The 23,319-nt window shown below is 72.6% G+C and carries 25 protein-coding genes and 1 pseudogene; 14 read left to right on the forward strand and 12 right to left on the reverse strand.

Features of this window, described 5'->3' with window-relative positions; translation table 11 throughout:
• Positions 1-5: 5 nt before the first annotated feature.
• Complete coding sequence (locus ACFZCP_RS09420; RefSeq protein WP_391425584.1) at positions 6-1,280, reverse strand: histidine kinase; 1,275 nt, start codon at positions 1,278-1,280, stop codon at positions 6-8.
• Positions 1,281-1,449: 169 nt separating this feature from the next.
• Between ACFZCP_RS09420 and ACFZCP_RS09425 the strand changes: the two genes are divergently transcribed.
• Entirely contained in the window at positions 1,450-1,650 is a 201-nt protein-coding gene (locus tag ACFZCP_RS09425; RefSeq protein WP_391425586.1) for a hypothetical protein, read from the forward strand.
• A gap of 55 nt (positions 1,651-1,705) precedes the next feature.
• On the opposite strand, the gene ACFZCP_RS09430 is transcribed toward ACFZCP_RS09425, so the two are convergent.
• The 3 genes from ACFZCP_RS09430 to ACFZCP_RS09440 all read right to left on the reverse strand — a co-directional run bounded on the left by ACFZCP_RS09430 (position 1,706) and on the right by ACFZCP_RS09440 (position 3,772).
• The gene (locus ACFZCP_RS09430; RefSeq protein WP_391425588.1) at positions 1,706-2,101 is read right to left on the reverse strand and encodes a ribonuclease domain-containing protein; all 396 of its coding nucleotides are present in this window, start codon (positions 2,099-2,101) and stop codon (positions 1,706-1,708) included.
• A 157-nt stretch (positions 2,102-2,258) separates the two neighbouring features.
• The gene (locus ACFZCP_RS09435) at positions 2,259-2,885 is read right to left on the reverse strand and encodes a dihydrofolate reductase family protein (protein WP_391425590.1); all 627 of its coding nucleotides are present in this window, start codon (positions 2,883-2,885) and stop codon (positions 2,259-2,261) included.
• Positions 2,886-2,959: 74 nt separating this feature from the next.
• The gene (locus ACFZCP_RS09440; RefSeq protein WP_362685171.1) at positions 2,960-3,772 is read right to left on the reverse strand and encodes an AIM24 family protein; all 813 of its coding nucleotides are present in this window, start codon (positions 3,770-3,772) and stop codon (positions 2,960-2,962) included.
• A 132-nt stretch (positions 3,773-3,904) separates the two neighbouring features.
• Here ACFZCP_RS09440 and ACFZCP_RS09445 point away from each other — a divergent pair, with 132 nt between their 5' ends.
• The gene (locus ACFZCP_RS09445; protein ID WP_391425591.1) at positions 3,905-4,714 is read left to right on the forward strand and encodes an SDR family oxidoreductase; all 810 of its coding nucleotides are present in this window, start codon (positions 3,905-3,907) and stop codon (positions 4,712-4,714) included.
• 63 nt (positions 4,715-4,777) lie between these two features.
• Here the strand turns inward: ACFZCP_RS09445 and alc are convergent, their stop codons facing one another.
• Together alc and allB are read right to left on the reverse strand one after the other, a co-directional pair.
• Positions 4,778-5,893 carry an allantoicase gene (alc, locus tag ACFZCP_RS09450; protein WP_391425593.1) on the reverse strand — a complete coding sequence of 372 codons (1,116 nt, stop codon included), beginning with the start codon at positions 5,891-5,893 and terminating at the stop codon, positions 4,778-4,780.
• Between the two features lie 53 nt (positions 5,894-5,946).
• The gene (gene allB, locus ACFZCP_RS09455) at positions 5,947-7,287 is read right to left on the reverse strand and encodes an allantoinase AllB (protein WP_391425595.1); all 1,341 of its coding nucleotides are present in this window, start codon (positions 7,285-7,287) and stop codon (positions 5,947-5,949) included.
• A 273-nt stretch (positions 7,288-7,560) separates the two neighbouring features.
• On the opposite strand from allB, the gene ACFZCP_RS09460 reads away from it, so the two are divergent.
• A complete protein-coding gene (locus ACFZCP_RS09460) occupies positions 7,561-8,355 on the forward strand; it encodes an IclR family transcriptional regulator (RefSeq protein ID WP_362685162.1) in 795 nt (264 codons plus the stop codon).
• A 198-nt stretch (positions 8,356-8,553) separates the two neighbouring features.
• On the opposite strand, the gene ACFZCP_RS09465 is transcribed toward ACFZCP_RS09460, so the two are convergent.
• Positions 8,554-8,868, reverse strand: a complete 315-nt coding sequence (locus ACFZCP_RS09465; RefSeq protein ID WP_362685159.1) for a DUF5955 family protein — start codon at positions 8,866-8,868, stop codon at positions 8,554-8,556.
• A 130-nt stretch (positions 8,869-8,998) separates the two neighbouring features.
• On the opposite strand from ACFZCP_RS09465, the gene ACFZCP_RS09470 reads away from it, so the two are divergent.
• Positions 8,999-9,607, forward strand: coding sequence for an NTP transferase domain-containing protein (locus ACFZCP_RS09470; RefSeq protein ID WP_391425598.1), 609 nt, complete (start codon positions 8,999-9,001; stop codon positions 9,605-9,607).
• A 184-nt stretch (positions 9,608-9,791) separates the two neighbouring features.
• The gene (gene aceB, locus ACFZCP_RS09475) at positions 9,792-11,417 is read left to right on the forward strand and encodes a malate synthase A (RefSeq protein ID WP_391425600.1); all 1,626 of its coding nucleotides are present in this window, start codon (positions 9,792-9,794) and stop codon (positions 11,415-11,417) included.
• A 50-nt stretch (positions 11,418-11,467) separates the two neighbouring features.
• Here aceB and ACFZCP_RS09480 read toward each other — a convergent pair whose 3' ends face one another.
• Together ACFZCP_RS09480 and ACFZCP_RS09485 are read right to left on the reverse strand one after the other, a co-directional pair.
• Positions 11,468-11,743: a SelT/SelW/SelH family protein gene (locus ACFZCP_RS09480; RefSeq protein WP_362685151.1), complete on the reverse strand. Its 276-nt coding sequence runs from the start codon at positions 11,741-11,743 to the stop codon at positions 11,468-11,470.
• Positions 11,744-11,753: 10 nt separating this feature from the next.
• Complete coding sequence (locus ACFZCP_RS09485; protein ID WP_362685148.1) at positions 11,754-12,665, reverse strand: HipA family kinase; 912 nt, start codon at positions 12,663-12,665, stop codon at positions 11,754-11,756.
• A gap of 259 nt (positions 12,666-12,924) precedes the next feature.
• Here ACFZCP_RS09485 and ACFZCP_RS09490 point away from each other — a divergent pair, with 259 nt between their 5' ends.
• Together ACFZCP_RS09490 and ACFZCP_RS09495 are read left to right on the forward strand one after the other, a co-directional pair.
• The gene (locus ACFZCP_RS09490; RefSeq protein WP_391425603.1) at positions 12,925-13,101 is read left to right on the forward strand and encodes a hypothetical protein; all 177 of its coding nucleotides are present in this window, start codon (positions 12,925-12,927) and stop codon (positions 13,099-13,101) included.
• A gap of 15 nt (positions 13,102-13,116) precedes the next feature.
• Positions 13,117-13,422 (forward strand): annotated as a pseudogene (locus ACFZCP_RS09495) (hypothetical protein); the annotation flags it as partial.
• Here ACFZCP_RS09495 and ACFZCP_RS09500 read toward each other — a convergent pair.
• Positions 13,386-14,888, reverse strand: coding sequence for an IucA/IucC family protein (locus ACFZCP_RS09500; protein ID WP_391425605.1), 1,503 nt, complete (start codon positions 14,886-14,888; stop codon positions 13,386-13,388). The pseudogene ACFZCP_RS09495 and the gene ACFZCP_RS09500 sit on opposite strands and share 37 nt — an antisense overlap.
• 88 nt (positions 14,889-14,976) lie before the next feature.
• On the opposite strand from ACFZCP_RS09500, the gene ACFZCP_RS09505 reads away from it, so the two are divergent.
• The 3 genes from ACFZCP_RS09505 to ACFZCP_RS09515 are packed head-to-tail and all read left to right on the forward strand — an operon-like array spanning position 14,977 to position 18,566.
• A complete protein-coding gene (locus ACFZCP_RS09505) occupies positions 14,977-16,491 on the forward strand; it encodes an IucA/IucC family protein (protein ID WP_391425607.1) in 1,515 nt (504 codons plus the stop codon).
• A 9-nt stretch (positions 16,492-16,500) separates the two neighbouring features.
• On the forward strand, positions 16,501-17,763 hold the full coding sequence (locus ACFZCP_RS09510; protein WP_391425609.1) for a VWA domain-containing protein: 1,263 nt from the start codon (positions 16,501-16,503) through the stop codon (positions 17,761-17,763).
• On the forward strand, positions 17,763-18,566 hold the full coding sequence (locus tag ACFZCP_RS09515) for a hypothetical protein (RefSeq protein ID WP_391425611.1): 804 nt from the start codon (positions 17,763-17,765) through the stop codon (positions 18,564-18,566). Before ACFZCP_RS09510 ends, ACFZCP_RS09515 begins: the two co-directional genes overlap by 1 nt.
• Positions 18,567-18,777: 211 nt before the next feature.
• On the opposite strand, the gene ACFZCP_RS09520 is transcribed toward ACFZCP_RS09515, so the two are convergent.
• Positions 18,778-19,404, reverse strand: coding sequence for a winged helix-turn-helix transcriptional regulator (locus ACFZCP_RS09520; RefSeq protein WP_391425613.1), 627 nt, complete (start codon positions 19,402-19,404; stop codon positions 18,778-18,780).
• A gap of 82 nt (positions 19,405-19,486) precedes the next feature.
• Between ACFZCP_RS09520 and ACFZCP_RS09525 the strand changes: the two genes are divergently transcribed.
• The gene (locus ACFZCP_RS09525; protein ID WP_362685124.1) at positions 19,487-20,695 is read left to right on the forward strand and encodes a pyridoxal phosphate-dependent aminotransferase; all 1,209 of its coding nucleotides are present in this window, start codon (positions 19,487-19,489) and stop codon (positions 20,693-20,695) included.
• Between the two features lie 58 nt (positions 20,696-20,753).
• Here ACFZCP_RS09525 and ACFZCP_RS09530 read toward each other — a convergent pair whose 3' ends face one another.
• Positions 20,754-21,227 (reverse strand): HIT family protein, encoded by a 474-nt coding sequence (locus ACFZCP_RS09530; RefSeq protein ID WP_391425614.1) that lies wholly within the window; start codon positions 21,225-21,227, stop codon positions 20,754-20,756.
• Positions 21,228-21,383: 156 nt separating this feature from the next.
• On the opposite strand from ACFZCP_RS09530, the gene ACFZCP_RS09535 reads away from it, so the two are divergent.
• From ACFZCP_RS09535 to ACFZCP_RS09545, 3 genes are all read left to right on the forward strand, one after another.
• Positions 21,384-21,983 carry a histidine phosphatase family protein gene (locus ACFZCP_RS09535; protein WP_391425616.1) on the forward strand — a complete coding sequence of 200 codons (600 nt, stop codon included), beginning with the start codon at positions 21,384-21,386 and terminating at the stop codon, positions 21,981-21,983.
• A 107-nt stretch (positions 21,984-22,090) separates the two neighbouring features.
• Complete coding sequence (locus tag ACFZCP_RS09540) at positions 22,091-22,801, forward strand: hypothetical protein (protein WP_391425617.1); 711 nt, start codon at positions 22,091-22,093, stop codon at positions 22,799-22,801.
• 53 nt (positions 22,802-22,854) lie between these two features.
• Complete coding sequence (locus ACFZCP_RS09545) at positions 22,855-23,277, forward strand: thioesterase family protein (RefSeq protein WP_391425618.1); 423 nt, start codon at positions 22,855-22,857, stop codon at positions 23,275-23,277.
• Positions 23,278-23,319: the final 42 nt, after the last annotated feature.

Consider the following 23,319-nt stretch of genomic DNA (forward strand, 5'->3'; position numbering starts at 1 on the left):
GCCGGTCAGCCGCCGCCCCACGGCAGCCACCCCCGCACCTCGAACCCCCCGTCCGCCGTCGCCTGGTGCTCCAGGCGGCCCCCGGCCAGCGTCGCGCGCTCGGTCAGGCCGATCAGGCCCTGGCCGGAGCCGGGTACGGGCGGGACGTCGGATGCGGGGGCGGGGTTGCGGACCGTGATCGTCAGGCCCGTTCCGGGGGCTCCGGAGACCTGGACGGTGACCTCGGTGCCGGGGGCGTGCTTGCGGGCGTTGGTCAGGGCCTCCTGGGCGATGCGGTAGGCGGTGCGGCCGACGGAGGCGGGGACGGCTGCCGGGTCGGCGACGCGGTGGTCGAGGGTGACCTTCATGCCCGCCTCGCGGCTCTCGGCGACGAGGGCATCGACGGCGGCCAGCGTCGGCTGCGGCCGGCCCCCGGCCGCGTCGTCGGGATCCCCTGCACGCAGCACGCCGATGATCTCCCGCAGGTCCTGCAGCGCCTCGTGGGCGCTCTCCCTGATCACCCCGGCCGCCCGTGCGATCTCCTCCTGGGGCGCGTCCGGCCGGAACTCCAGGGCGCCGGCGTGCACGCTGAGCAGGGTGAGCCGGTGCGCGAGCACATCGTGCATCTCGCGGGCGATGGCCTCGCGGGCGAGTTGCTGCGCCCGCTCGGCGCGCAGCAGCGCCTCGGTCTCCGCGCGCCGGGCCCGGTCGCGCAGGCTCAGCATGAGCTGCCGCTTGGAGCGGACGAACATGCCCCAGCCGATGACGGAGACGGTGAGCAGCACCGTGAACGCGACGACTCCGGCGTAGGGCAGTTCGGGGTCGGGGCGCAGCCAGTAGAAGAGCGGGATCAGGGCGAGGTCCGCGCCGCCGATCCAGGCGACGTCACGGAAGGGCCGGTGCACGGCCAGCGTGAACAGGACGACCATGGCCGCGCCGCCCGCGGTGTTGGACAGCAGTCCGACCGGGACCATCGCGACGGCGAGCGCGACCGGCCACCGTCGGCGCAGCCAGAGGGCCACGCAGGCGAGACCGCCCAGCGTCCGGTCGAGGGCGGCCAGGGAGTGCGGCAGGCCGGGTTCCTGGGACAGGGAGTGTGCGGCCGCCAGCCCGAGCACGACGGCCAGCAGGAAGCTGGAGATGTCGACGGCCCAGTCGCGTGCCGTGCGCCGGGGCCGCCGGCCCGAGGCCCTGGCGCCCGGGTCCAGTTCGTGGACCAGGGCGGACGGGAACAGCCACCGGCGTCGGACCGCGAACTCCTGCGGCACCAGCGCCGGCTCGTCATTGCTCACGGTCGACAAAACTACGCAGGTTCGGCCGCCGCGTCCGCCACGCGTGCCCGATCGCCGACCAAAGTCGCGGCATCGCCGACTTTCGGCGGTCGGCACCGGCGCGGAAGCAGCCCTGCGGCGGACGGACAGCGCCCCACGGCCGACGCGTGGGGCGCGGCCGCGGGGCGAGAGTCGTGCCGTGAAACAGTCACTGGAAGTTCTCGGATTCATCGCCCTGGTACAGGGCGCAATGGGCCTGGTGCACGAGTTCACGCGCTGGCACGTGGGGTTCGTGCAGCGGCTCGGCTTCCTCCACGGCTACGAGGTGTACGCGAGCGTCGGGCTCGTGCTGCTCGCGTTCGCACTGTTCGCCGTCGCCGAGGGCCGGGGATCCGGATGAGCGCGGATCGGATCCCCGGCCGGATGCACCGTCCGTCAGGACCGGACCGGCCGGTTCAGCAGCCGAAGTCGATCAGGTCGAACGTGGCGTAGTGGTCGGAGGTGTAGTAGTCCTCCTGGCTCTCCTCGCCCGTCACGATGCGCCGGGCGCCGCGCGTGGGGGAACCGGGCGTCTTCACCGTGTACTCGTGGTAGTACCCGGACGACTGGGCAGGCAGGACGCCTTCGCGGTTCGTGAAGACGACGCCGTCCTGCGAGTAGGGGAAGGGGCCGCCCTGATCGATGAGCGTCAGGGTGTCGTGGGCCTGCGAGGGCAGGTCGCCGTAGCAGATGCTGCCGACCGACGCGGCGGAGGCGTCCGCCGTGGTGGCGGAGACCGTGCCGCCCACGAGGAGGGCGGACAGGAGGGCGGCTGCGGCGCCGATGCGAGTTGCGTGTGGGGGGAATCTCATGACCTCATGATGACGCGCGTAGACGTTGGCATGTCAACGACAAAGTTGAAGATTTTCCCTTCAAGTCAGCTGAGTTTTCGAGGAGTTAACCTGCCGCCCCGGGCCGCCACGGGGTCCCCACAGGGACCGACGCCACTGAGGCAACCTCGCCGGGGATCTACACGTCCTCGGGCAGTGCGTAGGACCCGTACTCGGGGCTGCCCAGCAGGTCGTAGGACTGGATGGACACGCCCGCGCCGGTGACGCGGCCGCCGGTCGGGCGGAAGCGGGTGGGGACCGCGCCCCGTTCGAACAGGCGGCTGCCGGCGCCCAGCACGACCGGGAAGGTCAGCAGGTGCAGGGTGTCGATCAGCCGGAGGTCCAGCAGGGAGCGGACCAGGGCGCCGCTGCCGTGGATCTGGAGTTCGCCGTCCGTGCGCTCCTTGAGGGCGCCGACCTCCTTGGCGAGGTCACCGCCCACCACGGTGGTGCCGGGCCACTGCGGTGACGTCAGTGTGGACGAGACGACGTACTTCGGCAGGGCGTTGAGCCTGGCGGCTACCGGGTCGGCCGGGTCGGTCATCCTCGGCCAGTAGGAGGCGAAGATGTCGTACGTACGGCGGCCGAGCAGGAAGCCGCCGGCCCGGTCGAAGACCTCGGTGACGAAGCGGCCGAAGTCGTCGTCGCCGTACGGAAAGCTCCAGCCGCCCTGGTCGAAGCCGCCGGAGGGGTCCTCCTGGGGGCCGCCGGGTGCCTGGTGGACACCGTCGAGGGTGACGAACACGGTGGAGACGAGCTTGCCCATGACGGGTGCCTTCTTCCGGGTGCGGGGTCTGTTGTCATCACCTCGGACCCCGCACCCGCCCGCAACTCATCGGTTCAGCCGGCGTGCGTCGAGAACAGTCCGCCGGTCGGGCCCTGCTTGTCGCCGCCCTGGGCCTTCCTGAGGGCGTTGGCGAGGCTCTCGATGGTGAGGGACTGCAGGATCACTCGGCCGTTGCCCTCCAGGGTGGCCAGGGACAGGCCCTCGCCCCCGAAGACGGCGTTCATGACGCCCTGTCGGTTGAGGCCGCCGACGCGCTGGACGCCGTACTGGATGCCCTCCTCGAAGGCGACCACACAGCCGGTGTCCACCTCGATACGGCCGCCGAAGTCCGCCGGGTTGAGGTCGATGAAGTTGCCCGCGCCCGCGATGATCACCGTGCCGTGCCCGGTGAACTTCTCCAGGACGAAGCCCTCGCCGCCGCTCATGCCGGTGCGGCCGCCCTGGAAGGCGATGCCGAACTCGACGGTGGACTCGGCGGCCACGAAGGCGTCCTTCTCGGCGAACCACGCCCGCCTGCCGTCCAGCTCCAGGGCGCGCATCTCGCCGGGCAGCACGCCCGCGAAGCCGACCGTGCCCTCGCCGCCCTGGGCGGTGAAGTACTGGAACGCCAGCGACTCGCCGGCCAGCATGCGCTGGCCGACCTGCATGGCGGTGCCCATGGCCTGGCGGAGCATGCCGCCCATGCCGCCGCCCCCGCCGCCCTGTGGCCGGCCGTCGCCCGAGGGGCCCGACAGCCGGGTGTCCATGGTCACGTTCACCGTCTTGAACAGGAATTTTCCGGCCTCGCAGTACACGGTCTGGCCGGGGTGCAGGTTGACGACCGCCATCTGCATGGCGTTGCCGACGATCTCTTGCTGAAGGGTCACGGGGGGAGAACGCGGGAGGTGGAGCGAAGAGTTCCGGACACGGCCGGATGCGGTGTCCGTTCGCCGCCAGCGGACGGAACGCCGGGACGGTGGGATGGAGACATGACGAACACGGCGAACGTGACAAAGGGAATGAATACGACGAACTCGGCGGCGACACGGGGCGGTCCCGAAGAGAAGGACGGAGGTCTCGACGGGAACCACGGCGGCCTCGACGGAAAGGCGGCTCTGGTGACCGGCGGCAGCCGGGGCATCGGCGCGGCCATCGCCCTCCGGCTGGCGCGGGCGGGCGCGGACGTGGCCGTGACCTACGTGAACAGCAAGGACGGGGCCGAGGAGGTCGTCCGGGCCGTGCGGGCGCTGGGGCGCCGCGCGGTGGCCCTGCGCGCGGACTCCGCGGACGCGGCCGAGGCGGCGGGCGCGGTGGAGCGCACGGTGGAGGCGCTGGGCAGGCTGGACGTACTGGTGAACAACGCGGGCGTGGGTGTCGTCGCACCGCTGGGCGACCTCGCGCTCGCGGACGTCGACCGGGTGCTGGCGGTCAACGTCCGCGGGGTGTTCCTGACGTCCCAGGCGGCGGCCGCGCGTATGACCTCCGGCTCCCGGATCATCACCATCGGCACCTGCATGACCCAGCACGTGCCGGGGCCGGGCGGGACCCTGTACAACACGAGCAAGGCGGCCCTCGTGGGGCTGACCAGGGCGCTGGCCAGGGAGCTGGGCGAGCGCGGCATCACGGCCAACATCGTCCATCCCGGCCCGACCGACACCGACATGAACCCGGCGGACGGGCCGCAGGCCCCCGGCCAGGCCGCGATGACAGCCCTGGGCCGCTACGGCACGGCCGACGAGGTGGCCGCGACGGTGGCCCACCTCGCCGGCCCGGACGCCGCCTACGTCAGTGGCGCCGAGTTCTCGGTGGACGGAGGTTATGCGGCCTGATACGGCACGTGGAGCGCACCGGTGCTGTCGGGCCGGTGCGCTCCACGCACGTGCGGGGGCGGGTCAGCCGCCCAGTTCCTGGTGGCGGGCCGCCAGAGCGGCCGTGCCCTCCTCGGTGAGGGAACCGTGCAGGCGCAGCCGGGAGATGCCGCCGTCGGGATAGATGTCCACGCGCGCGTGCGTGCCCACGGCGGCGGCCGCCAGGACGAAGCGGTGGTTGGTGTCGGGCTGGAGGCGGGTGCGCGCAACGACCTCGGTCCAGACGCCGTCCTCGCCGTCCTTCACCGACACCGAGGCCCAGCCTGCGCTGTTGCCCTTCAGATAGGCCGTGTCGATCTCGATCGCGCGGATCCCGGACCGGGCGGCCAGCCGGTAGGTGATCCAGTCGTTGCCCCGGTCGCGGCGGCGGCGGGTCTCCCAGCCGTCGTCCATCTTGCGGGAGCGGCCCGGCTGGATGGTGTTGGTGGCCGGGGAGTAGAAGAGGTTGGAGGCGTCCTCCACCTGACCGCCGTTCTCCAGCGCGACCACGTCGAAGGTGCCGAGGGCCGCCAGCCACTCGGGGTCGGGGACGACCTCGCCGTACACGCGCAGCCGGGCGATGCCGCCGTCGGGGTGCTGGTTGACCCGCAGGTGCGTGAAGCGCTGCTCGGCCTGGACCGCGAAGCCGTTGGCCGCGTGGCCGCCGACCGGCGTGCGCGGGACCAGCGTCGTCCACTTCACGTCGTCGCCGAGCAGTTCCTCGGGGGACGGGGAACCGGGCACCGAGGCGCCCTCGACCGACACGGCCTGCGGGTAGTTGCCGCGGAAGTGGGCCGTGTCGACGACGATCCCGCGGATCACGCCCGGGGCGCCGAGGCGGACCAGCGCCCAGTCGTGGTCCTCGGCCGTCGGCCACGGGTGCTCGGCCGACACGCCGCGCCGGCGCCGGGTCTCCCAGCCGTCCATGATCTTGCCCTTGTGCCCGAAGTGCTCGGGGTCGAACTCGGCCCGCTCGGGCACCAGCAGGTTCTCGCGCTGGGCGAAGAACTCGTCGTTGGCGGCGATGACCCCGGCGCCGAGCTGCCGGTCGGCCAGGTTGGCGTACCGGGTGAAGGGGAAGTCGGCGGTGCGGTAGTCCGCGTACGGGTCGCCGCCTCCGTAGGGGTTCGCGTCGCCGGTGAAGCTGGGTATCGCCGTCACGGTGATCAGGGGTTCCTTTCGGGGGGTCGGCGGGATGCGGATGCAGCGGTGGCTCATCGGGGGCGGGTGAGCAGGCGGCCCTTCGGCTCGGTGAACTCTCCGTCCGCGAAGATGCGCTCGCCGCGCAGCCAGGTGGACTTCACGACGCCGTGCAGGGTCCGGCCGGCGTACGCGGTGACCCGGTTGCGGTGCTGGAGGCCGGCCGGGTCGACGGTGAAGGTCTCGTCGGGGGCGAGTACCGCGAAGTCGGCGTCATGGCCGGCCGCGACGGCGCCCTTGCGCGCGCCGAGGCCCACCAGCGCGGCCGTCTGCGCGGACATCCAGCGGACCACGTCCTCAAGACCGTGCCCGCGCCTGCGGGCCTCGGTCCATATCGCGGGCAGGCTGAGCTGGAGGCCGGAGATGCCGCCCCAGGCGGTGGCGAAGTCGTCGGTCTTCAGGTCGGCGGTGGAGGGCGAGTGGTCGGTGACGACGCAGTCGATGGTGCCGTCGGCCAGGGCCTGCCAGAGCAGGTCCTGGTTGGCGGCCTCGCGGATGGGCGGGCAGCACTTGAACTCGCTGGCGCCGTCGGGCACTTCCTCGGCGGTCAGGGTGAGGTAGTGCGGACAGGTCTCCACGGTGACGCGCACGCCCTCGGCGCGGGCGGCCGCGATGAGCGGCAGCGCATCGCTGGAGGACAGATGCAGGACGTGCACGCGCGCGCCCAGGCGCCTGGCCTGCGCGATGAGGCCCGCGATGGCCGTGTCCTCGGCGTCGCGCGGGCGGGAGGCCAGGAAGTCCGCATATCTGGGGCCGCCGTGCTGCGGGGCGGCGGCAAGGTGGTGCGGGTCCTCGGCGTGCACGATCAGCAGACCGTCGAAGCCGGCCGTCTCCGCCAGGGACTGGGCGAGCCGTTCCTGGTCGAGGTGCGGGAACTCGTCGACGCCGGACGGGGACAGGAACGCCTTGAAACCGAAGACCCCGGCGTCGTGCAGCGGGCGCAGGTCCTTCACGTTGTCGGGCAGGGCGCCGCCCCAGAAGCCGACGTCGATGTGCGCCTTGTCGGCGGCGACCTGCTGCTTGATCCGCAGGTTCTCGACCGTGGTGGTCGGCGGCAGGGAGTTGAGCGGCATGTCGATCAGGGTGGTGATGCCGCCGGCCGCCGCCGCGCGCGTGGCGGTCCAGAAGCCCTCCCACTCGGTACGGCCGGGGTCGTTGACGTGCACGTGGGTGTCGACCAGGCCGGGCAGCAGGACGTGGTCGCCGAGGTCCTCCAGGCGTGCCGTGTCCGGGACCGCGGCGTCGTACGGCCCCACGGCCGTGATCGTGCCGGCGGACACGGTCACCGTGGCGGCCCGCATTCCCTCCGGAGTGATGACGCACGTCGAACGCAGCACCAGTTCAGCGTCGGACACCCAAACCCCTCTCTCCTCCACCGTTTTACGTCCAGAAAACGGGATTTTCATCCACGTAACGGAATTCAACGTTCTGTTGAAGAAGTCTTCACTCCCGCCACCCCGCCGTCAAGGGGCACACTTCCGAGCGATGCGGGCGGGCGTCCACTCTGGACATTTCCACAAAGCGGAATTACAATTCCGGCAAGCAGAACGTAGCTACGTACGAGCAGGGAGTCAACCGACTGCCGGGTAGGCTTCTGCCCTTCCTGCCAGTCCCGAAAGGAACGCGCCGTGCCGACGTCCAGCGCCAGCACCAACGACTCCGCCAAGTCCACCGCCAGTGGCGGGGTCCAGTCCCTGGAGCGTGCCTTCGATCTGCTGGAGCGGATGGCCGACGCGGGCGGCGAGGTCGGCCTGAGCGAGCTGTCCGCCTCCAGCGGGCTGCCGCTGCCCACCATCCACCGACTGATGCGCACGCTGGTGGCCTGCGGTTACGTGCGCCAGCAGCCGAACCGCCGGTACGCACTCGGCCCGCGGCTGATCCGCCTCGGCGAGTCCGCCTCCCGCCTGCTCGGCACCTGGGCGCGGCCGTATCTGGCCCGGCTGGTGGAGGAGACCGGCGAAACGGCGAACATGGCACTGCTGGACGGCGACGAGATCGTGTACGTGGCGCAGGTGCCGTCGAAGCACTCGATGCGGATGTTCACGGAGGTGGGCCGCAGGGTGCTGCCGCACTCCACCGGAGTGGGCAAGGCACTGCTGGCCGCGGTGCCCGACGAGGAGGTGCGGGGGCTGCTCTCGCGGACCGGGATGCCGGCCGCGACGGAGAAGACCCTCACCACTCCGGAGGGCTTCCTGGCGGCCCTGGAGGACGTGCGGCGCCTCGGGTACGCGGTCGACGACAACGAGCAGGAGATCGGGGTGCGCTGCCTCGCGGTGTCCGTGCCGGACTCCCCCACCATGGCCGCCATCTCGATCTCCGGGCCCGCCGGGCGGGTCACCGAGGCGGCGACGGACAAGATCGTGCCGGTGCTGCAGCAGGTGGCCCTCGAACTCTCCCAGGCACTGGCCAGTTCCGGCGCCTGAGCGAAGGGGACCGCCGACCGGCGGCTGAGCACAGCGAGCCGCTGAACGTCGGCTGAGCGAAGAGGACTGCCGACCGCCGACCGGGTACAGAGGAGTCCCGGCCGCCTGCTGAGCGCAGGGGACCGCCGACCGGCGGCTGCGGGTGCGGGGCGGCCTGTCGCGCAGTCCCCCGCACCCCTTGGCCGGACCCCGGCGCTTTCAGGGCCTGGGGGCCTCCCCGAACAGGTCCACCGCCTCCCGTACGTCCGACAGTCCCCGCGCCAGCGCGCTGACCGAGCCGATCGCGCCCGCGATGAGCAGCAGGGAGCTGCGCAGGCGCGGCGTCTCCACGGGTCCACCGGCCGCCATCGCCGCCAGCGTGGCCAGTTCGTCCTCGGCTATGCCGCGGTCGGGGAACTCGGCCGGTAACGCGGCGAGCTCGCGACGCAACCGGGACACCGCGGTCCGCAGTTCCGCCACTCTCGGGTCCTCGTCGCTGCCGGTCACCGGCCTCTGCCCCAAGCTCCGCAACACAGCTCTCCCCCCTGGCGCTCCGTCGTGCGCGGGTCAGTTAACGCCACCCCGTCCGGGAGCGCCACCGCGCGGACCGAAATTCAGCCCAAGGGAACGGGCCGCCGCCCGCCGCGTCAGGTATGCAGGACGCATGACGGACAAGCAGGACCGATACGAGGAGATCGCCGGGCTGCTGCTCGCCGCGGGCGGCGGGAGGCGGCTCGGCGGGCGGCCCAAGGCGCTGCTGGAGCACCGGGGGCGCCCCCTGGTCGAACATGCGGTCGGCGTGCTGCGCGCGGCCGGATGCGGACGGATCCACGTCGTGCTCGGGGCACAGGCGGACGAGGTCCGCACGCGCGCCGAGCTGAGCGGCTGCGTCCTCGTGGACAACCCCGACTGGGCCGAGGGCATGGGCTCCTCACTGCGCGCCGGACTCGGCTCGCTCGCCGCCACGGACGTCCGCGCGGCCCTGGTGAGCCTGGTCGACCAGCCGGGGATCGGGCCGGCCGCGGTGGCCCGGGTACTCGGCGCGTACGAGGACGAGAAGTCACTGGTCTCGGCCGCCTACGACGGCGTGCGCGGGCATCCGGTCCTCTTCGGCGCGGCGCACTGGCCGGACATCGCGGCGACGGCCACCGGCGACCGCGGGGCACGCGCCTACCTGAAGGACCACGCGGCCGCGATCAGGCTGGTGGAGTGCGCGGACGTGGCCGCGCCGTACGACATCGACACCGAGGCCGACCTGAGCCACCTTGAGTGAACGGGGTGGCACTGAGCGCCACCTTTCCTCGACCCAGAGAATCTCGACGTCAACAAACCATTGAAGTTCCACAATGAGGAAACTACTATCCACTGTTCAGAAGCGTCCGACCGCACAGCGGGCGCTGATTGCCCTGTTCGTGCCTCTTGGCACCCGGTGCCACCGCTGAAGGAAGTGACAGCTCATGTCCGCACCAGCGCCGTCTCCGCTGGCCATCGTCGACGCCGAGCCCCTGCCCCGGCAGGAGGAGGTCCTCACGGACGCGGCGCTCGCCTTCGTGGCGGAGCTGCACCGGCGGTTCACCCCGCGCCGTGACGAACTCCTCGCCCGCCGGGCCGAGCGCCGCGCCGAGATCGCCCGCACCTCCACGCTCGACTTCCTTCCGGAGACGGCCGCCGTGCGCGCCGACGACTCCTGGAAGGTCGCCCCGGCCCCGGCCGCGCTGAACGACCGGCGCGTCGAGATCACCGGCCCCACCGACCGCAAGATGACCATCAACGCGCTCAACTCGGGCGCGAAGGTCTGGCTCGCCGACTTCGAGGACGCCTCCGCGCCCACCTGGGAGAACGTGGTCCTCGGCCAGATCAACCTGGTCGACGCCTACACCCGCAGCATCGACTTCACCGATCCGAACTCCGGGAAGTCGTACGCGCTGCGCCCGGACGAGGAGCTGGCGACGGTCGTCATGCGCCCGCGCGGCTGGCACCTGAACGAGCGTCACCTCGTCGACGCCGACGGAAAGGCCGTCCCCGGCGCCTTCGTCGACTTCGGTCTGTACTTCTTCCACAACGCCCGGCGCCTGCTGGACCTCGGCAAGGGCCCGTACTTCTACCTGCCCAAGACCGAGTCGCACCTCGAGGCCCGGCTATGGAACGACGTGTTCGTCTTCGCGCAGGACTACGTCGGTGTCCCGCAGGGCACCGTCCGCGCCACCGTCCTGATCGAGACGATCACGGCCGCGTACGAGATGGAGGAGATCCTCTACGAACTGCGCGACCACGCCTCGGGGCTGAACGCCGGCCGCTGGGACTACCTGTTCTCCATCGTCAAGAACTTCCGTGACGGCGGACCGAGGTTCGTGCTGCCGGACCGCAACGCGGTCACGATGACCGCCCCGTTCATGCGCGCGTACACCGAACTCCTCGTGCGCACCTGCCACAAGCGCGGCGCACACGCCATCGGCGGTATGGCGGCCTTCATCCCCTCCCGCAAGGACGCCGAGGTCAACAAGGTGGCCTTCGAGAAGGTCCGCGCCGACAAGGACCGCGAGGCGAACGACGGCTTCGACGGCTCCTGGGTCGCCCACCCGGACCTGGTGCCGATCGCCATGGAGTCCTTCGACCGCGTCCTCGGCGACCGGCCGAACCAGAAGGACCGGCTGCGCGAGGACGTCCACGTCGAGGCGGCCGACCTGATCGCCGTCGACTCGCTGGCCGCGAAGCCGACGTACAACGGGCTCGTCAACGCCGTCCAGGTCGGCATCCGGTACATCGAGGCCTGGCTGCGCGGGCTCGGCGCGGTCGCCATCTTCAATCTGATGGAGGACGCGGCCACCGCCGAGATCTCCCGCTCGCAGATCTGGCAGTGGATCAACGCGGGCGTCGAGTTCGAGAACGGCGACAAGGCCACGCCGGAGCTGGCCCGCAAGGTCGCCGCCGAGGAACTGGACGCGATCCGCAAGGAGATCGGCGAGGAGGCCTTCGCGGCCGGCCACTGGCAGCAGGCACACGACCTGCTGCTCCAGGTCTCCCTCGACGAGAACTACGCCGACTTCCTCACGCTGCCGGCGTACGAGCAGCTCAAGGGCTGACCGGAACGCGGCTCACAGGCCGGCACCGGCGTAGATCAGGGATCCGGCCCCTACGGGGATCCGTCCGAGTGGCCCAGGGACTTTCCCGGGGCCACTCGGTCGCGTACGACCCGCTTCACCGCCGTGGGCTCCGGAAAGCCCTGCTCGCGGCGGTCCCAGACGACCTCGTCGTTCACCCGGACGACGAAGACGCCTCCGGTGCCGGGCTTGAGCGACAGCTCGGTCAGCTCGCTCTCGAAGGTGGTGAGCAGTTCCTGTGCCAGCCAGGCCGCGCGGGGCAGCCAGCGGCACCGGGTGCAGTACTCGATCTGGACGCGCTGGGTCATCGGGGGCTCCTCATCCCAGGTGCACCGACCAATCCTGTTCCGCGGCCGGCTTGCCGTGCAGGTCGGGGACCCGCTTGAGCCAGGCCGGCCGGCCCTGCCGGGACCTGGCCGCGCGGGCGGCCTCCTCGGCCGCGAGTTCCTCGGGGCCCGGGAAGTCGGTGGGCAGCCACTCCCGGGACAGCCGTACGCGCGCGAGGAGGTAGTCGACGTAGGCGGCCCGGACGTCGTCCGGGGTGGCGAACCCCGCGTCCTCGGCGAGCCACGCGTCCGGCACCTCGGCGGCGATCCCCCGCAGCAGCTCCTCGGTGACCCGGGGGGCCAGTTCCGCGTCGGCGGCCCGGACGTCGGGGGCGTAGTGGCCGAGGGCATGGTGACGGAAGTCGTACCTCCTGCCCGGGGTCGTGGTGTCCCAGCGGTGGTGGAAGACGAGGGCGGCACCGTGGTCGATCAGCCACAGGCGCGGCGGCGCGGTGCCGAGCGTCGGCCAGACCATCAGGTTGGAGCTGTGGACCGTGCGGTCCACGTTGACGGTCAGGGCGTCGAGCCAGACGATCCTGCCCGCCTCCACGGGGTCCACCGGGAAGCTCTCGGCGATCTCCGGGGTGAAGTCGGCGGCACCCGGCAGGTAGTCCATGCCGAGGTTGACCCCCGCGCTCGCGCCGTGCAGTTCCCGCACCTCCTGGTGCGGCTCGTCGGCGGCGACGGCCGGGTCGAAGTGGACGAGGACCAGTTCCGGGAAGCGCAGGCCGAGCGCTCGGGCGAGTTCACCGACGATCACCTCGGCGACCAGCGCCTTGTGGCCCTGGGCGGAGCCGGTGAACTTCACGACGTAGGTGCCGAGATCGTCTGCCTCGACGACCCCGGGCACGGAGCCACCGGAGCGCAGGGGTTCGATGTAGCGGGTTGCGGTGACCTCTCTCATCGTCTCTCCAGCAGTCCGTCCATGGCGGTACGCCCCTTGCTGCCGGCCTCCGGCATGAAGTGAGCATAGTAACCAAGCGTGACGTTCGGGGAGGAGTGCCCGAGCCGTCGGGGCCGGCGCCGCCACGCACCCCCGGTCCTCGGCAGGAACGGGCCGGCAGCTGGACCGCCGGCCCGCTCGCGCTCCGAGCAGGTGGGCACCGCGTGGGTCAGTCGGCCGGCCTGCCGGGCCGGTCGTGTGTGGAGCAGTGGATGCCGCCATGTGCGCCGCCTACGGCGCGAGGGAGGTCATCCGGTTCGACGGTGTGAAGGGTCAGGACATCACCGACGACCACGTCGACGCCACCTCACGCTTCCTCGCCCCGGGCGGGGCAGTGGTCCAGATGCCCCTCGCGTCGGACAACGACGCCTTCGCGAACGACGCGCGCCAGCAGTAGCGGACCCTCACACAGACGACGACCGCCACCGGTCGCCCGCTGGACGTGACAACGCTCCAGGGACCGGACTACGGCAGGATCCGCTCCACGAACCGCGACTTCCTCGCATCCTGCGCCCACTACTACGTGTGCAACGACGCGGTCGTCTGCGGCCGGTTCGGCGACAGCCGGGCCGCCAGCAGCGGACGCAGCCGCCCAGCAGTGTCTCGGCCGCCCAGCAGCGGCTTCGGTCAACCGGCAGGGGACTCGGTCCCCAGCAGTGTCCCAGCCGCTCAGCAACTGGTTCAGCCGCCCAGCAGCGGGTTCGGCAGGGGCAGATAGCGGGCCGCCGCGCCGTCCGCGTCCGTCCAGCGCAGCAGCAGGTTGGTCTTGCCGGGCAGGGTGGGCGCGGCGAGCAGGGCGGGGATCTCGGGCAGGTCGTGGCGGGCGAGTTCACGGCGGGCGGCGGGCCAGGGGTCGAAGCCGGGGTGGTGTTCGGCCAGGGCCGCGGCGATCTCACCGAGATGGTTGACGACCAGGCAGTACACGAGCCGCTCCCAGCCGGCGGCGCGGGAGACGTCCGCCAGCAGTTTGGCGCCCTCGGCGTCCCGGAACAGCGCCTGCACCGGCGTGCCGGCCCGGTCCACGGCGACCAGGGTGTTCTGCAGGTGCGCCTCGACGACGACCCCGTGGTCGCCGAACGCCGTGAGGGTGGGCGGGACCACCTGCCGCAGGTACGCCTCCCACCAGGCCTGCGAATCGGTTGCGGCGGTCAGCGGGCTGCCCTCGAAGCCCTCCGCGAGCCCGGCAGCGAGCAGCGGGGTGGCGCCGCCCCGGAGGTGGCCGCGCAGCCCGTCCCGGACGAGTACGGCCAGTTCCTCGAAGGCGAAGGCGGCCGTGCGGTAGCCGCGGTCGCTCAGCCAGGCCGCGGGCCCGCCCATGGCGGCGAAGGCACCGGTGGCGGCCGCGTCGGTGCGGCGCAGTTCCAGCAGGTCGTGGCGCCACAGACGGCGGATGTCGTTGGTGATGCGCACGTCGAGGCTGAACTTGAGGAACAGGTCGCGGCGGGGCTCGTACACCGTGCGGATCGCCGCGGTCGGCCAGGTGTCGAAGGCGGTGGTGCCGATCCGGACCAGGCGGCCGTCGGCGAAGGCGGGGGCGAGGTCGTCGGCGACGAGGCCGAGCTGCCAGGGGTGGGCGGGCAGCAGCCGGTAGCCGGGCGGAGCCGTGCCGAGGGCGTCCAGGGCGCGGGTGTCGCCCTCCTCGGCCACCTGGTCCTCGCGGACGCCGAGCAGCACCAGCGGGAAGCGGGCGTGCGCCTCGGGGGCGTACGGCAGCCAGGCCGCGACCGGGCCGCCGCCGCGCGCCTTGGGGGCGGGGTGGCAGGGGTGGCCGGTGATCAGGGACTGCTCGGAGCGCAGGTAGGGGTCCTCGGGCGCGCTCGCCCGGGTGCGGGCGGTGAGCAGGGCGGCGACAGCGTCCCGGCTGTCGATCATCTCGGCGGGCAGGTCGCCGCCCGCCAGCCCGGTGCGCCGGCGCAGTTCCTCGGCGACCAGTTTGACCAGTTCGGTGTGGCCGAGGCGGTGCCAGGCCCCGGCGGCGTACAGCTCGGGGTCGGCGGGTCGCCGGCCGGGGCGCACCCGCAGCAGCCGGCCCGTACCGGGCAACCGGTAGGCCGGCCGGCCGTCGGCGTCCGGGAGGGGTTCGGCGACCTCCCGCAGCAGGCAGTTGAGCAGGGGGGCAGCCGCATAGGCGTCGGCGCGCCGGCCGACGTTGCCGGCGGGGGGGTTGAGGTCCACGCGTTCCATTCGTTCTTCGTCCGGGCCCGTGTGAACAGTATGTCCTCCGTCCCCGACAATCGTGCCCCGCGCTGCCCGTCCCCGAGGAGCCCAGACCGTGTACCAGTCCCCCACCGCCGAGGCCGAGATCGCCGAGGAGCTGGCCGCCGTCCGGCCCGGCCTGCTGCCCCGGTACACGGCCGAGCTGCCGGGTGCCCGCGCCGCGGTGCTGACCCGCCTGTGGCGTGCGCTCGCCCATGAGCCGCTGCCGTGGGTGACCGGCAGGGTGCGCGGGGCGCACAGCCTCGCCCTGCGGCTGGCCGACGGCCGGACCCTGCACGGCCCGCACGCGGACCCGTACGCGACCCGTTCCTACGTCACCGCCGTCCGCCTGGACCGCGAGCGCCACGACGATCCGGCGCGGCTGATGGCCGGCCTCGCGGTGCCGCACGCGACGGGCTTCGCGGTCGAGCTCGGGCACAGCGTGGCCTCGCTGGCGCTGTCCCGCGCGGATGCGGATCACCCGAAGGGGTGGTCCGAACGGGACTGGCAGTGGGAGCAGCGGGTGGTCGACGGCCATCCCTTCCACCCCAACTGCCGTTCCCGGCCGGGCTTCTCGGTGGCGGACCAGCTGGCGTACGGTCCGGAGCACCGCCCGGTGGTCGAGCTGGGCACGGTCGCCGTGCCGGCCTCCGAGTGCCTGGTGTCCGGGCAGTGGCCCGGGGAGCTGCGGGACGGGGACGACCTGTTGCTGCCGGTGCATCCGTGGCAGGCGGCCCATGTGCTCAAGCGGGCGGCCGTGCCGTGGCGGAGCGCCCACCCGCTGATGTCCCTGCGCACGCTGGCCGTGCCCGGCGGCCCGCACGTCAAGACCGCTCTCAGCGCCCGGCTCACCTCCTCGGTCCGGGACATCTCCACGTACTCGGTCGGGGCGTCCGCGGCCCTGTCGGCCCTCGCCACGGACCTCGCCGCGCGCACGGACGGGCTGCTGCACATCACCCGTACCTTCGGCGCGGCGACCGCCCACTCCCCCGATCTGGCCGCGCTGCTGCGTCAGTCGCCGGAGGTTTTCGCGGGCCCGGGCGAGCGGGTGGTTCCGGTGGCGGCACTGCCCGCCACCGGGCTGCCGGACTCCCCCGCCTGGCTGGCCGCCTTCGCCCGCCTCGCTCTCACCGTCGGTCTGCGTCTGCTGGACATCGGGGTGGCTCTGGAGGCCCACGGCCAGAACCTCCTGGTGGTCCTGTCGGCCGACCACACCCCCGTCCGGCTCGTCTACCGCGACCTCGCCGACATCCGCATCAGCCCCGCCCGTCTCTCCCGCCACGGCATCACCCCGCCGGCGCTGACGGGCCGGCTGATCACGGACGACGAGACGGCGCTGCGCCGCAAACTGTTCGGCTCACTGGTAGCCGGCGCGCTCGCCGGCACGGCGGGCTCGGGCCGGGCACTGGGCGCGGCACTGGCAGCGGCCGCACCGCACCTGCCGGCCACGCCCGACCTGGCGGCACTACTCGAAGGCCCGGTCCCGGCCAAGGCCCTGACACTGATGCGGCTGTCCCCGGACATCCCCGGCGACCAGTGGACCTCGCTGCCGAACCCGCTCGTTTTGGAGCCCGGCGCCCGGGATCAATAAGATCCGCCGATGATCAGAAGACAACGGCTGGCGGCGGGCGTCTGTGCTCTGCTTGCCGCCCTGACGGCGGGGCTCGCGTTCCCGGCCCCGGCTGCGGCCGACGAGACGGAACAGGCCGCTCCGAAGGTCGAACTCGTGCTGGACGTCAGCGGTTCCATGCGGGCGCGGGACATCGACGGCGGCTCGCGGATGGCGGCGGCGAAGCAGGCGTTCAACGAGGTGCTCGACGCGACGCCGAAGGAGGTCCGACTCGGCATCCGCACCCTGGGCGCCAACTACCGCGGCAACGACCGCCAGACGGGCTGCAAGGACACCCAACTGCTCTACCCGGTCGGCCCGCTGGACCGGACCGAGGCGAAGACGGCGGTGGCCACGCTGGCGCCGACCGGCTGGACGCCGATCGGCCCGGCGCTGCTGAAGGCGGCCTCCGACCTCGACGGCGGCGACGGCACCCGCCGTATCGTCCTGATCAGCGACGGCGAGGACACCTGCCAGCCGCTCGACCCCTGTGAGGTGGCCCGCGAGATAGCGGCCAAGGGCATCGGGCTGACCATCGACACCCTCGGTCTGGTGCCGGACGCCAAGACCCGCAACCAGCTCAGCTGCATCGCGCACGCGACCGGCGGCACCTACACCTCCGTCCAGCACAAGGAGGAACTGACCGACCGGGTCGGCCAGTTGGTGGACCGGGCCGCCGATCCGGTGGTGACGCCGGTGGCGGCGCAGGGCGCCGACGAGTGCACGAACGCGCCGGCCCTCAAGTCCGGTCTGTACACGGACCGCGAGGAGTTCGGGCAGCAGCGCTGGTACAAGGTGGACGTCAAGCCCGGCCAGGAGCTGCGGGCTTCGGTCAGCGTGGCCGACGACCGGGCGGTCGCCCCCGGCTACGGGGTGCTGCTGCGGGCGGTGACCGAGCACGGCCGGGAGATCGTGCGCGGTGAGGCGGCGGGCAACGGCCGTACGGACGTCGCCTCCACCGGTCTGAGGTACCCGAAGGCCGAGAGCGACGACGAGAACGCCCCCGCCGAGACCGTGTGTCTCCAGGTGACCAACTCCTTCTCGGCCGCCTCGGGCGTCAAGACGTCCCCGGGCCTGCCGCTGGAGCTGACCGTCGATGTCGTGCACGGCCCTGACCAGGCGGGCGACGTGGCCTCCTTCGGTCTCGGGCGCGGCTGGTGGCTGCTCGGCGCACTGGTGCTGGCCGGCTTCGTGGCGGGTCTGCTGTGGGGCTGGCTGTCGCGCTGGCGGATCGCGGTCTGGAGGACGAACTGATGCGTATCACGCGAGTACTGGGGGGCGCACTGCTGGCGCTCGGGCTGGCCGCGGGACCCGCGGCGGCCGACGCCTCGCCGTCGCCGAGCGCCTCGGAGGACGCCAAGGCGCCCACCCAGGCGGGCACGTCGTTCCGTACGGCGACCGAGATCGAGCAGGGGCAGCGGGCGACCGCCTCCGCCTCCACCGGTGACTACCTGTACTGGTCGTTCCCCGCGGACGCCGGGCAGCGCCCGACGGTCAAGGCGACCGTGAAGCTGCCCCCGACGCACGGGGCGCAGACCTGGCAGATCGACGTGTACGACGGTCTGCGCCGCCGCCAGGCCTGCCAGTACGGCGCCGCCACCCGCACCGCGGCGCAGGACGCGTCCTCGGTCGAGCTGGCCTGCGTGCTGCGTACGGTGCGCGCCTGGTCGGAGCCGTGGGCCAACGACCCGCTGCCGGGCACGTACTACGTCCGGCTGACGGTGACGGATCTCGCCGGTTCCGCCGACCTCGGCCTGCCGGTGAGCACCGAGGTGCACGTGGACTCCAAGGACATCGGCGGCGCGGCGGCGGTGGACGGCTCGCTGGCCAAGCCGCTCGTGCCGGGCATCGCCGTCAAGTCCGGTGCGGAGCAGGACGGTTCGAAGGCGGCGAAGCTCTTCAGCATCGAACCCGACGACGGCTGGTCCTCCGGCTGGTGGACCGACCGCTGGGTGTGGACCGCGGTGGGCGGCCTGCTCGCCGCGCTCGCCGGCATCGGCGGATACGTGCTCACGCGCGGCTCGGGGCGGCCGTCCCGGGTGCCGCCGAGCGCCTGAGTCACCGGAAGGCCCGCCCACCCGGCGGGCCTTCTGCTCTCCCGGGCCTCCCGCACCGCCTCTTCCCCAGGCCTCCCGGGGTGCCACGCCCTCGGGCCTCGCGCAGGGCCTCCCCCAGATCTCCCGGGGTGCCTTCTCCTCAGGCCCCGCGCAGCGCCTCTCCCCCAGGCATTCCAAGGGCCGTTCCCCAGGCCTCCCGGGAGCCTGTTTCTCAGGCCTCCCGCAGATCCTTCGCCAGTGTGCCGTCACCGGTGACGGTGACCAGTCCGGCGCGGACGGCCTGGCGCAGGGTGGACTCGCCGCGGGCGACGGCCGCACAGGTCCCGGCGTCCATGACGAGCCGCGCGTCCGCCGTACCGGGCGCGGGTCCGTCGCCGTAGACCGGTCCGTCCCCGGCGCCGACGCGCAGATGGAAGTCCCCCTCCTCCAGGCCGACTTCGACGAGTCCCTCGCCCTCCAGGGAGCGCAGCAGGGGCAGCGCGAACCAGTGGGCGCGCACCGCGTCCGTGGGCCGCCGCTCGCCCAGCTCGGCCTGCCCCCACTCCCCCAGCGCCTGCAGCACCGGCAGCAACTGCCGCCCCCGCTGGGTGAGTTCGTAGACGGAGGCGGCGCCGGGCGGGGGCAGCCGGCGCCGGGTGGCCAGTCCGTCGCGCTCCATGTCCTTCAGCCGTGAGGCGAGGACGTCCGTGCTCACCCCGGGCAGGTCCGCGTGCAGGTCCGTGTAGCGGCGGGGGCCGGCGAGCAGTTCCCGGACGATCAGCAAGGTCCAGCGGTCGCCGACGAGGTCGAGCGCACGGGCCGCGGAGCAGTACTGGTCGTAGCTTCGGCGAGGTGGCATGCGACGCAGTCTAGACGGGTTGTTGGACTTTCCAAGCTCCCACTTGGTAAAACCAAGCAACACGAGTTTCCGGAGGGGCGCAATGGAGTTCCGGCAGTCGAACAAGCTCAGCGAGGTCTGTTACGAGATCCGCGGCCCGGTGATCGAGCACGCCAACGCGCTGGAGGAGGCGGGGCACAGCGTGCTGCGCCTGAACACCGGCAACCCCGCGCTGTTCGGGTTCGAGGCGCCCGACGAGATCCTCCAGGACATGATCCGGATGCTCCCGCAGGCACACGGCTACACCGACTCCCGCGGCATCCTCTCCGCCCGCCGGGCGGTCGCCCAGCGCTACCAGAACCTCGGTCTGGAGGTGGACGTCGACGACGTGTTCCTCGGCAACGGCGTATCGGAGCTGGTGTCCATGGCCGTCCAGGCGCTGGTCGAGGACGGTGACGAGATCCTGATCCCGGCGCCGGACTTCCCGCTCTGGACGGCGGTGACGACCCTGGCCGGCGGCAAGGCGGTGCACTACGTGTGCGACGAGCAGGCCGAGTGGAACCCGGACCTGGCCGACATGGCGTCGAAGATCACCGACCGCACCAAGGCCGTGGTCATCATCAACCCCAACAACCCGACGGGAGCGGTGTACCCGAAGGAGGTCGTGGAGGGCATCCTCGACCTGGCCCGCCGCCACGGCCTGATGGTCTTCGCCGACGAGATCTACGACCAGATCCTGTACGACGACGCCGTCCACCACTCGGCCGCCTCCCTCGCCCCCGACCTGGTGGTCCTCACCTTCTGCGGCCTGTCGAAGACGTACCGGGTGGCGGGCTTCCGCTCCGGCTGGCTGGTCGTCACCGGCCCCAGGCAGCACGCGAAGGACTACCTGGAGGGCCTGACCATGCTGGCCTCCATGCGGCTGTGCGCCAACGCGCCGGCCCAGTACGCCATCCAGGCCGCGCTCGGCGGCCGCCAGTCCATCCGTGAACTCGCCGCTCCCGGCGGACGGCTGTACGAGCAGCGGAACGTGGCCTGGGAGAAGCTCAACGAGATCCCGGGGGTGTCCTGCGTGAAGCCCAAGGGAGCGCTGTACGCCTTCCCGCGGCTGGACCCCAAGGTCCACCGGATCCATGACGACGAGAAGTTCGTCCTGGACCTCCTCCTGCGCGAGAAGATCCAGGTCGTGCAGGGCACGGGCTTCAACTGGCCCGCCCCCGACCACTTCCGCATCCTCACCCTGCCGCACGCGGAGGACCTGGAGGCGGCCATCGGTCGGATCGGGCGGTTCCTCGGCGGATACCGGCAGTGAACGGGTGCCCCGGACCGGAGCGGGGCCGCCGGGCCGCACGGCCGGCGGCCCCGGGGCCTCATCCCGCGAGCCGGTCCAGTTCCTCGCCGATCGCCGCGCGCAGGGCATCGTGGCGCGGACCGAGCAGGTGCCTGCCGTCGCTCCAGGTCTCCCGGGGGTACAGCCATACGGGAAGACCCACGAGACCGGCCGGCTCCCACTCGTACCGGGGCCACACGTGAGCGTGCAGGAACGTGTCCGTGTTGCCGAGGATCTCCAGGTTCACCCGCCGCAGTGCCGGATCCAGCCGCCTGCACGCACGCTCGACGGCCTCACCGAGCCGGTCCATGCCGTCCAGGAAACTCATGCGCCGGGCCTTCGGCAGGTCCGACAGCCGGTCCACGGCGGGGTCGTCGGCCAGCAGTACCGAGTACCCGGGCAGGAACTGGACGTCCCCGATCACCGCGAATCCCGCGTCCAGCCGTCGCAGCACCGTGGGGTTCTCCCCCCGAAGGGCACTGCCGATCCGGTCCTTGCGCCAGTCATCGGTCATGGTCCGACCCTACGGACCGCCCGGGACCGCCTCGCCGCCGGGGACCTCGTACTCGGCGGCCCGTCCGGCCCAGTCCGCCCTGCGGGAGCCGGGCACCGTGTGGCACGGTGCCCTCGGGGCGGGCGTGCCCCGAGAGCGAACGGGAAAGGCGCTGACGTGGGTGACCTCTTTCTCGTCCGGCACGGTGAGACCGAGTGGTCGCGGTCCGGACGGCACACCGGCTGGACCGACGTGCCCCTGACCGAGCACGGGCGGGAGGAGGCACGCCGGCTGGTGCCGCTGATCCGCTCCGAGCGGATCGGCGCCGCCTTCGTCAGCCCTCTGCAACGGGCCCGGGAGACCGCCGAACTCATCGGGATCCACGACGCCCGGATCGACGCCGACCTGCACGAATGGGACTACGGGGGCTACGAGGGCGTGACCACTGTGGAGATCCAGCGGACCATGCCCGACTGGTTCCTGTTCACGGACGGGGTGGCGCCGGGGCCGCCCGAGCACCCCGGGGAGAGCCCGGAGCAGGTCGGGGAGCGCGCCGACCGGATGCTCGGCAAGGTGGACGCCGCCCTCGCCGACACGGACGGCGTCGTCGTCCTGGTCGCCCACGGCCACTTCCTGCGCGTCCTGACCGCCCGCCGGCTCGGCCTGCCCCCGCAGCACGGCGCCCTGTTCCAGCTGGCGACCGGCTCGCTGGGCCGCTTGGGCACCGAGCACGGGCGGCCGGTGGTGGCGGGGTGGAACATCCGGCCACCCGGCTGACCGCCGCGTCAGGCAGGGCCCCGGCCCGTTGTCGGACCCCGGTCGTACGCTTTCGGACGGGCCGCCTTTCCGGCGGTCGCCGAACGACGCACCGGAGGGAGCACGCCGTGACCCGACCGCCGACCGCCGCGCAGCGACGGGTGATCGATGCCGCCGACCCGGTCACCGGGCGCCTGCGCGGGACGGAGGCACAGCTGCTCGCGCTGGTGGGGCGGGGCCTGGCCTTCCGGCATCCGCGGCCGCCGCACGACCACTTCCTCACTCCGGCGGGGCACCGGATACGAGAGGCGGCGCCCGGGGCCCCGGCCCGCCCCGCACCGTCCGCCGAGGTCACCACGCCGCCCGCTCGCGCCATCACGCCGTCTGACGGCGTCTGCGCACCCTCCGTCGGCGTCTCCGCAACTTCCGCCGGGGTCTTCGCGGCGCGTGTCGGCGGCGAGGGACCGGAGGAGGCATCCGCGTCCGGCCCGGCCCGGCTGCGCGAGGTGCACAGCGCCTGGCAGGGGCTGCTGGAGCTGCGCCGGATGACCAACAAGGACGGGGCCACCGACCGTCCGTGCGACTGGGAGCGGACGCATCTGGTACGAGCCGCCGCACTCGCCCTGGAGGCGGCCGGGCACCGGCCGGCGGGCCCCCACGGCGACGGCTACCGGGTGCGGGCGACCCCTCAGCCGGAGGCGGTCGCCGTGCACGGGCCGGACGAGGAGACCCTGCGGTCCTGTGCGGCCACGCTGGAGCGGGCGGGCTGGCAGGCCGGCGCGTACACCGAGCCGCGCACCCGGGTGCGCTATCTGCTGGCCTCCCCGCGCCGGATGTGAGCCGCGTGACAGGATCGGTGGCCCGGAAGAACCGAGCGCGAGAAGGGCAGGCCGTGTCCGAACCGTTTTCCGTCCGTGTGACCGTCCGCGGCTACGAGACCGATGTGCAGGGCCACCTCAATCAGGCGGTGTACCTCAACTACGCCGAACACGCCCGCTGGTCGCTGCTCCAGGCCGCCGGGGTGAGCCAGGCCGAGCTCGTGGGCCGGGGCGTGGGGCCGGTGACCCTGGAGACGACGATCCGCTACCGGCACGAGCTGCTCGCCGGTGACGAGGCCGACGTCACCTGTGCGTTCGAGTGGGGCAGCGGCAAGACCTTCCGGATCCTGCAGCAGATACACAGGGCCGACGGCACGGTGGCCGCCGAGATCACCGCGGTGTGCGGCCTGATGGACCTGAAGGAGCGCAAGCTGCTCGCCGACCCCGGCGAGGCGTTCAGGGAGCTGGCGAAGGACCCCGGCCACTTCGGCCTCTAGCCTCCCGCGGGGCTGTGCGCCGAGCGGCTCGGGAGGCTCCCG

The sequence above is a fragment of the Streptomyces sp. NPDC007971 genome (genome assembly GCF_042958635.1).
In the GTDB taxonomy this organism is placed as follows: domain Bacteria; phylum Actinomycetota; class Actinomycetes; order Streptomycetales; family Streptomycetaceae; genus Streptomyces.

Bases quoted from the DNA above. Each gene is read 5' to 3' on its own strand.
- aceB (WP_391425600.1), top strand. From the start codon at position 9,792: ATGTCCGCACCAGCGCCGTCTCCGCTGGCCATCGTCGACGCCGAGCCC.
- ACFZCP_RS09500 (WP_391425605.1), bottom strand. From the start codon at position 14,888: ATGGAACGCGTGGACCTCAACCCCCCCGCCGGCAACGTCGGCCGGCGC.
- ACFZCP_RS09530 (WP_391425614.1), bottom strand. From the start codon at position 21,227: ATGACCGATGACTGGCGCAAGGACCGGATCGGCAGTGCCCTTCGGGGG.
- ACFZCP_RS09470 (WP_391425598.1), top strand. From the start codon at position 8,999: ATGACGGACAAGCAGGACCGATACGAGGAGATCGCCGGGCTGCTGCTC.
- ACFZCP_RS09515 (WP_391425611.1), top strand. From the start codon at position 17,763: ATGCGTATCACGCGAGTACTGGGGGGCGCACTGCTGGCGCTCGGGCTG.
- ACFZCP_RS09430 (WP_391425588.1), bottom strand. From the start codon at position 2,101: ATGAGATTCCCCCCACACGCAACTCGCATCGGCGCCGCAGCCGCCCTC.
- ACFZCP_RS09490 (WP_391425603.1), top strand. From the start codon at position 12,925: ATGTGCGCCGCCTACGGCGCGAGGGAGGTCATCCGGTTCGACGGTGTG.
- ACFZCP_RS09480 (WP_362685151.1), bottom strand. From the start codon at position 11,743: ATGACCCAGCGCGTCCAGATCGAGTACTGCACCCGGTGCCGCTGGCTG.
- ACFZCP_RS09485 (WP_362685148.1), bottom strand. From the start codon at position 12,665: ATGAGAGAGGTCACCGCAACCCGCTACATCGAACCCCTGCGCTCCGGT.
- ACFZCP_RS09510 (WP_391425609.1), top strand. From the start codon at position 16,501: ATGATCAGAAGACAACGGCTGGCGGCGGGCGTCTGTGCTCTGCTTGCC.
- ACFZCP_RS09525 (WP_362685124.1), top strand. From the start codon at position 19,487: ATGGAGTTCCGGCAGTCGAACAAGCTCAGCGAGGTCTGTTACGAGATC.
- ACFZCP_RS09520 (WP_391425613.1), bottom strand. From the start codon at position 19,404: ATGCCACCTCGCCGAAGCTACGACCAGTACTGCTCCGCGGCCCGTGCG.
- ACFZCP_RS09435 (WP_391425590.1), bottom strand. From the start codon at position 2,885: ATGGGCAAGCTCGTCTCCACCGTGTTCGTCACCCTCGACGGTGTCCAC.
- ACFZCP_RS09445 (WP_391425591.1), top strand. From the start codon at position 3,905: ATGAATACGACGAACTCGGCGGCGACACGGGGCGGTCCCGAAGAGAAG.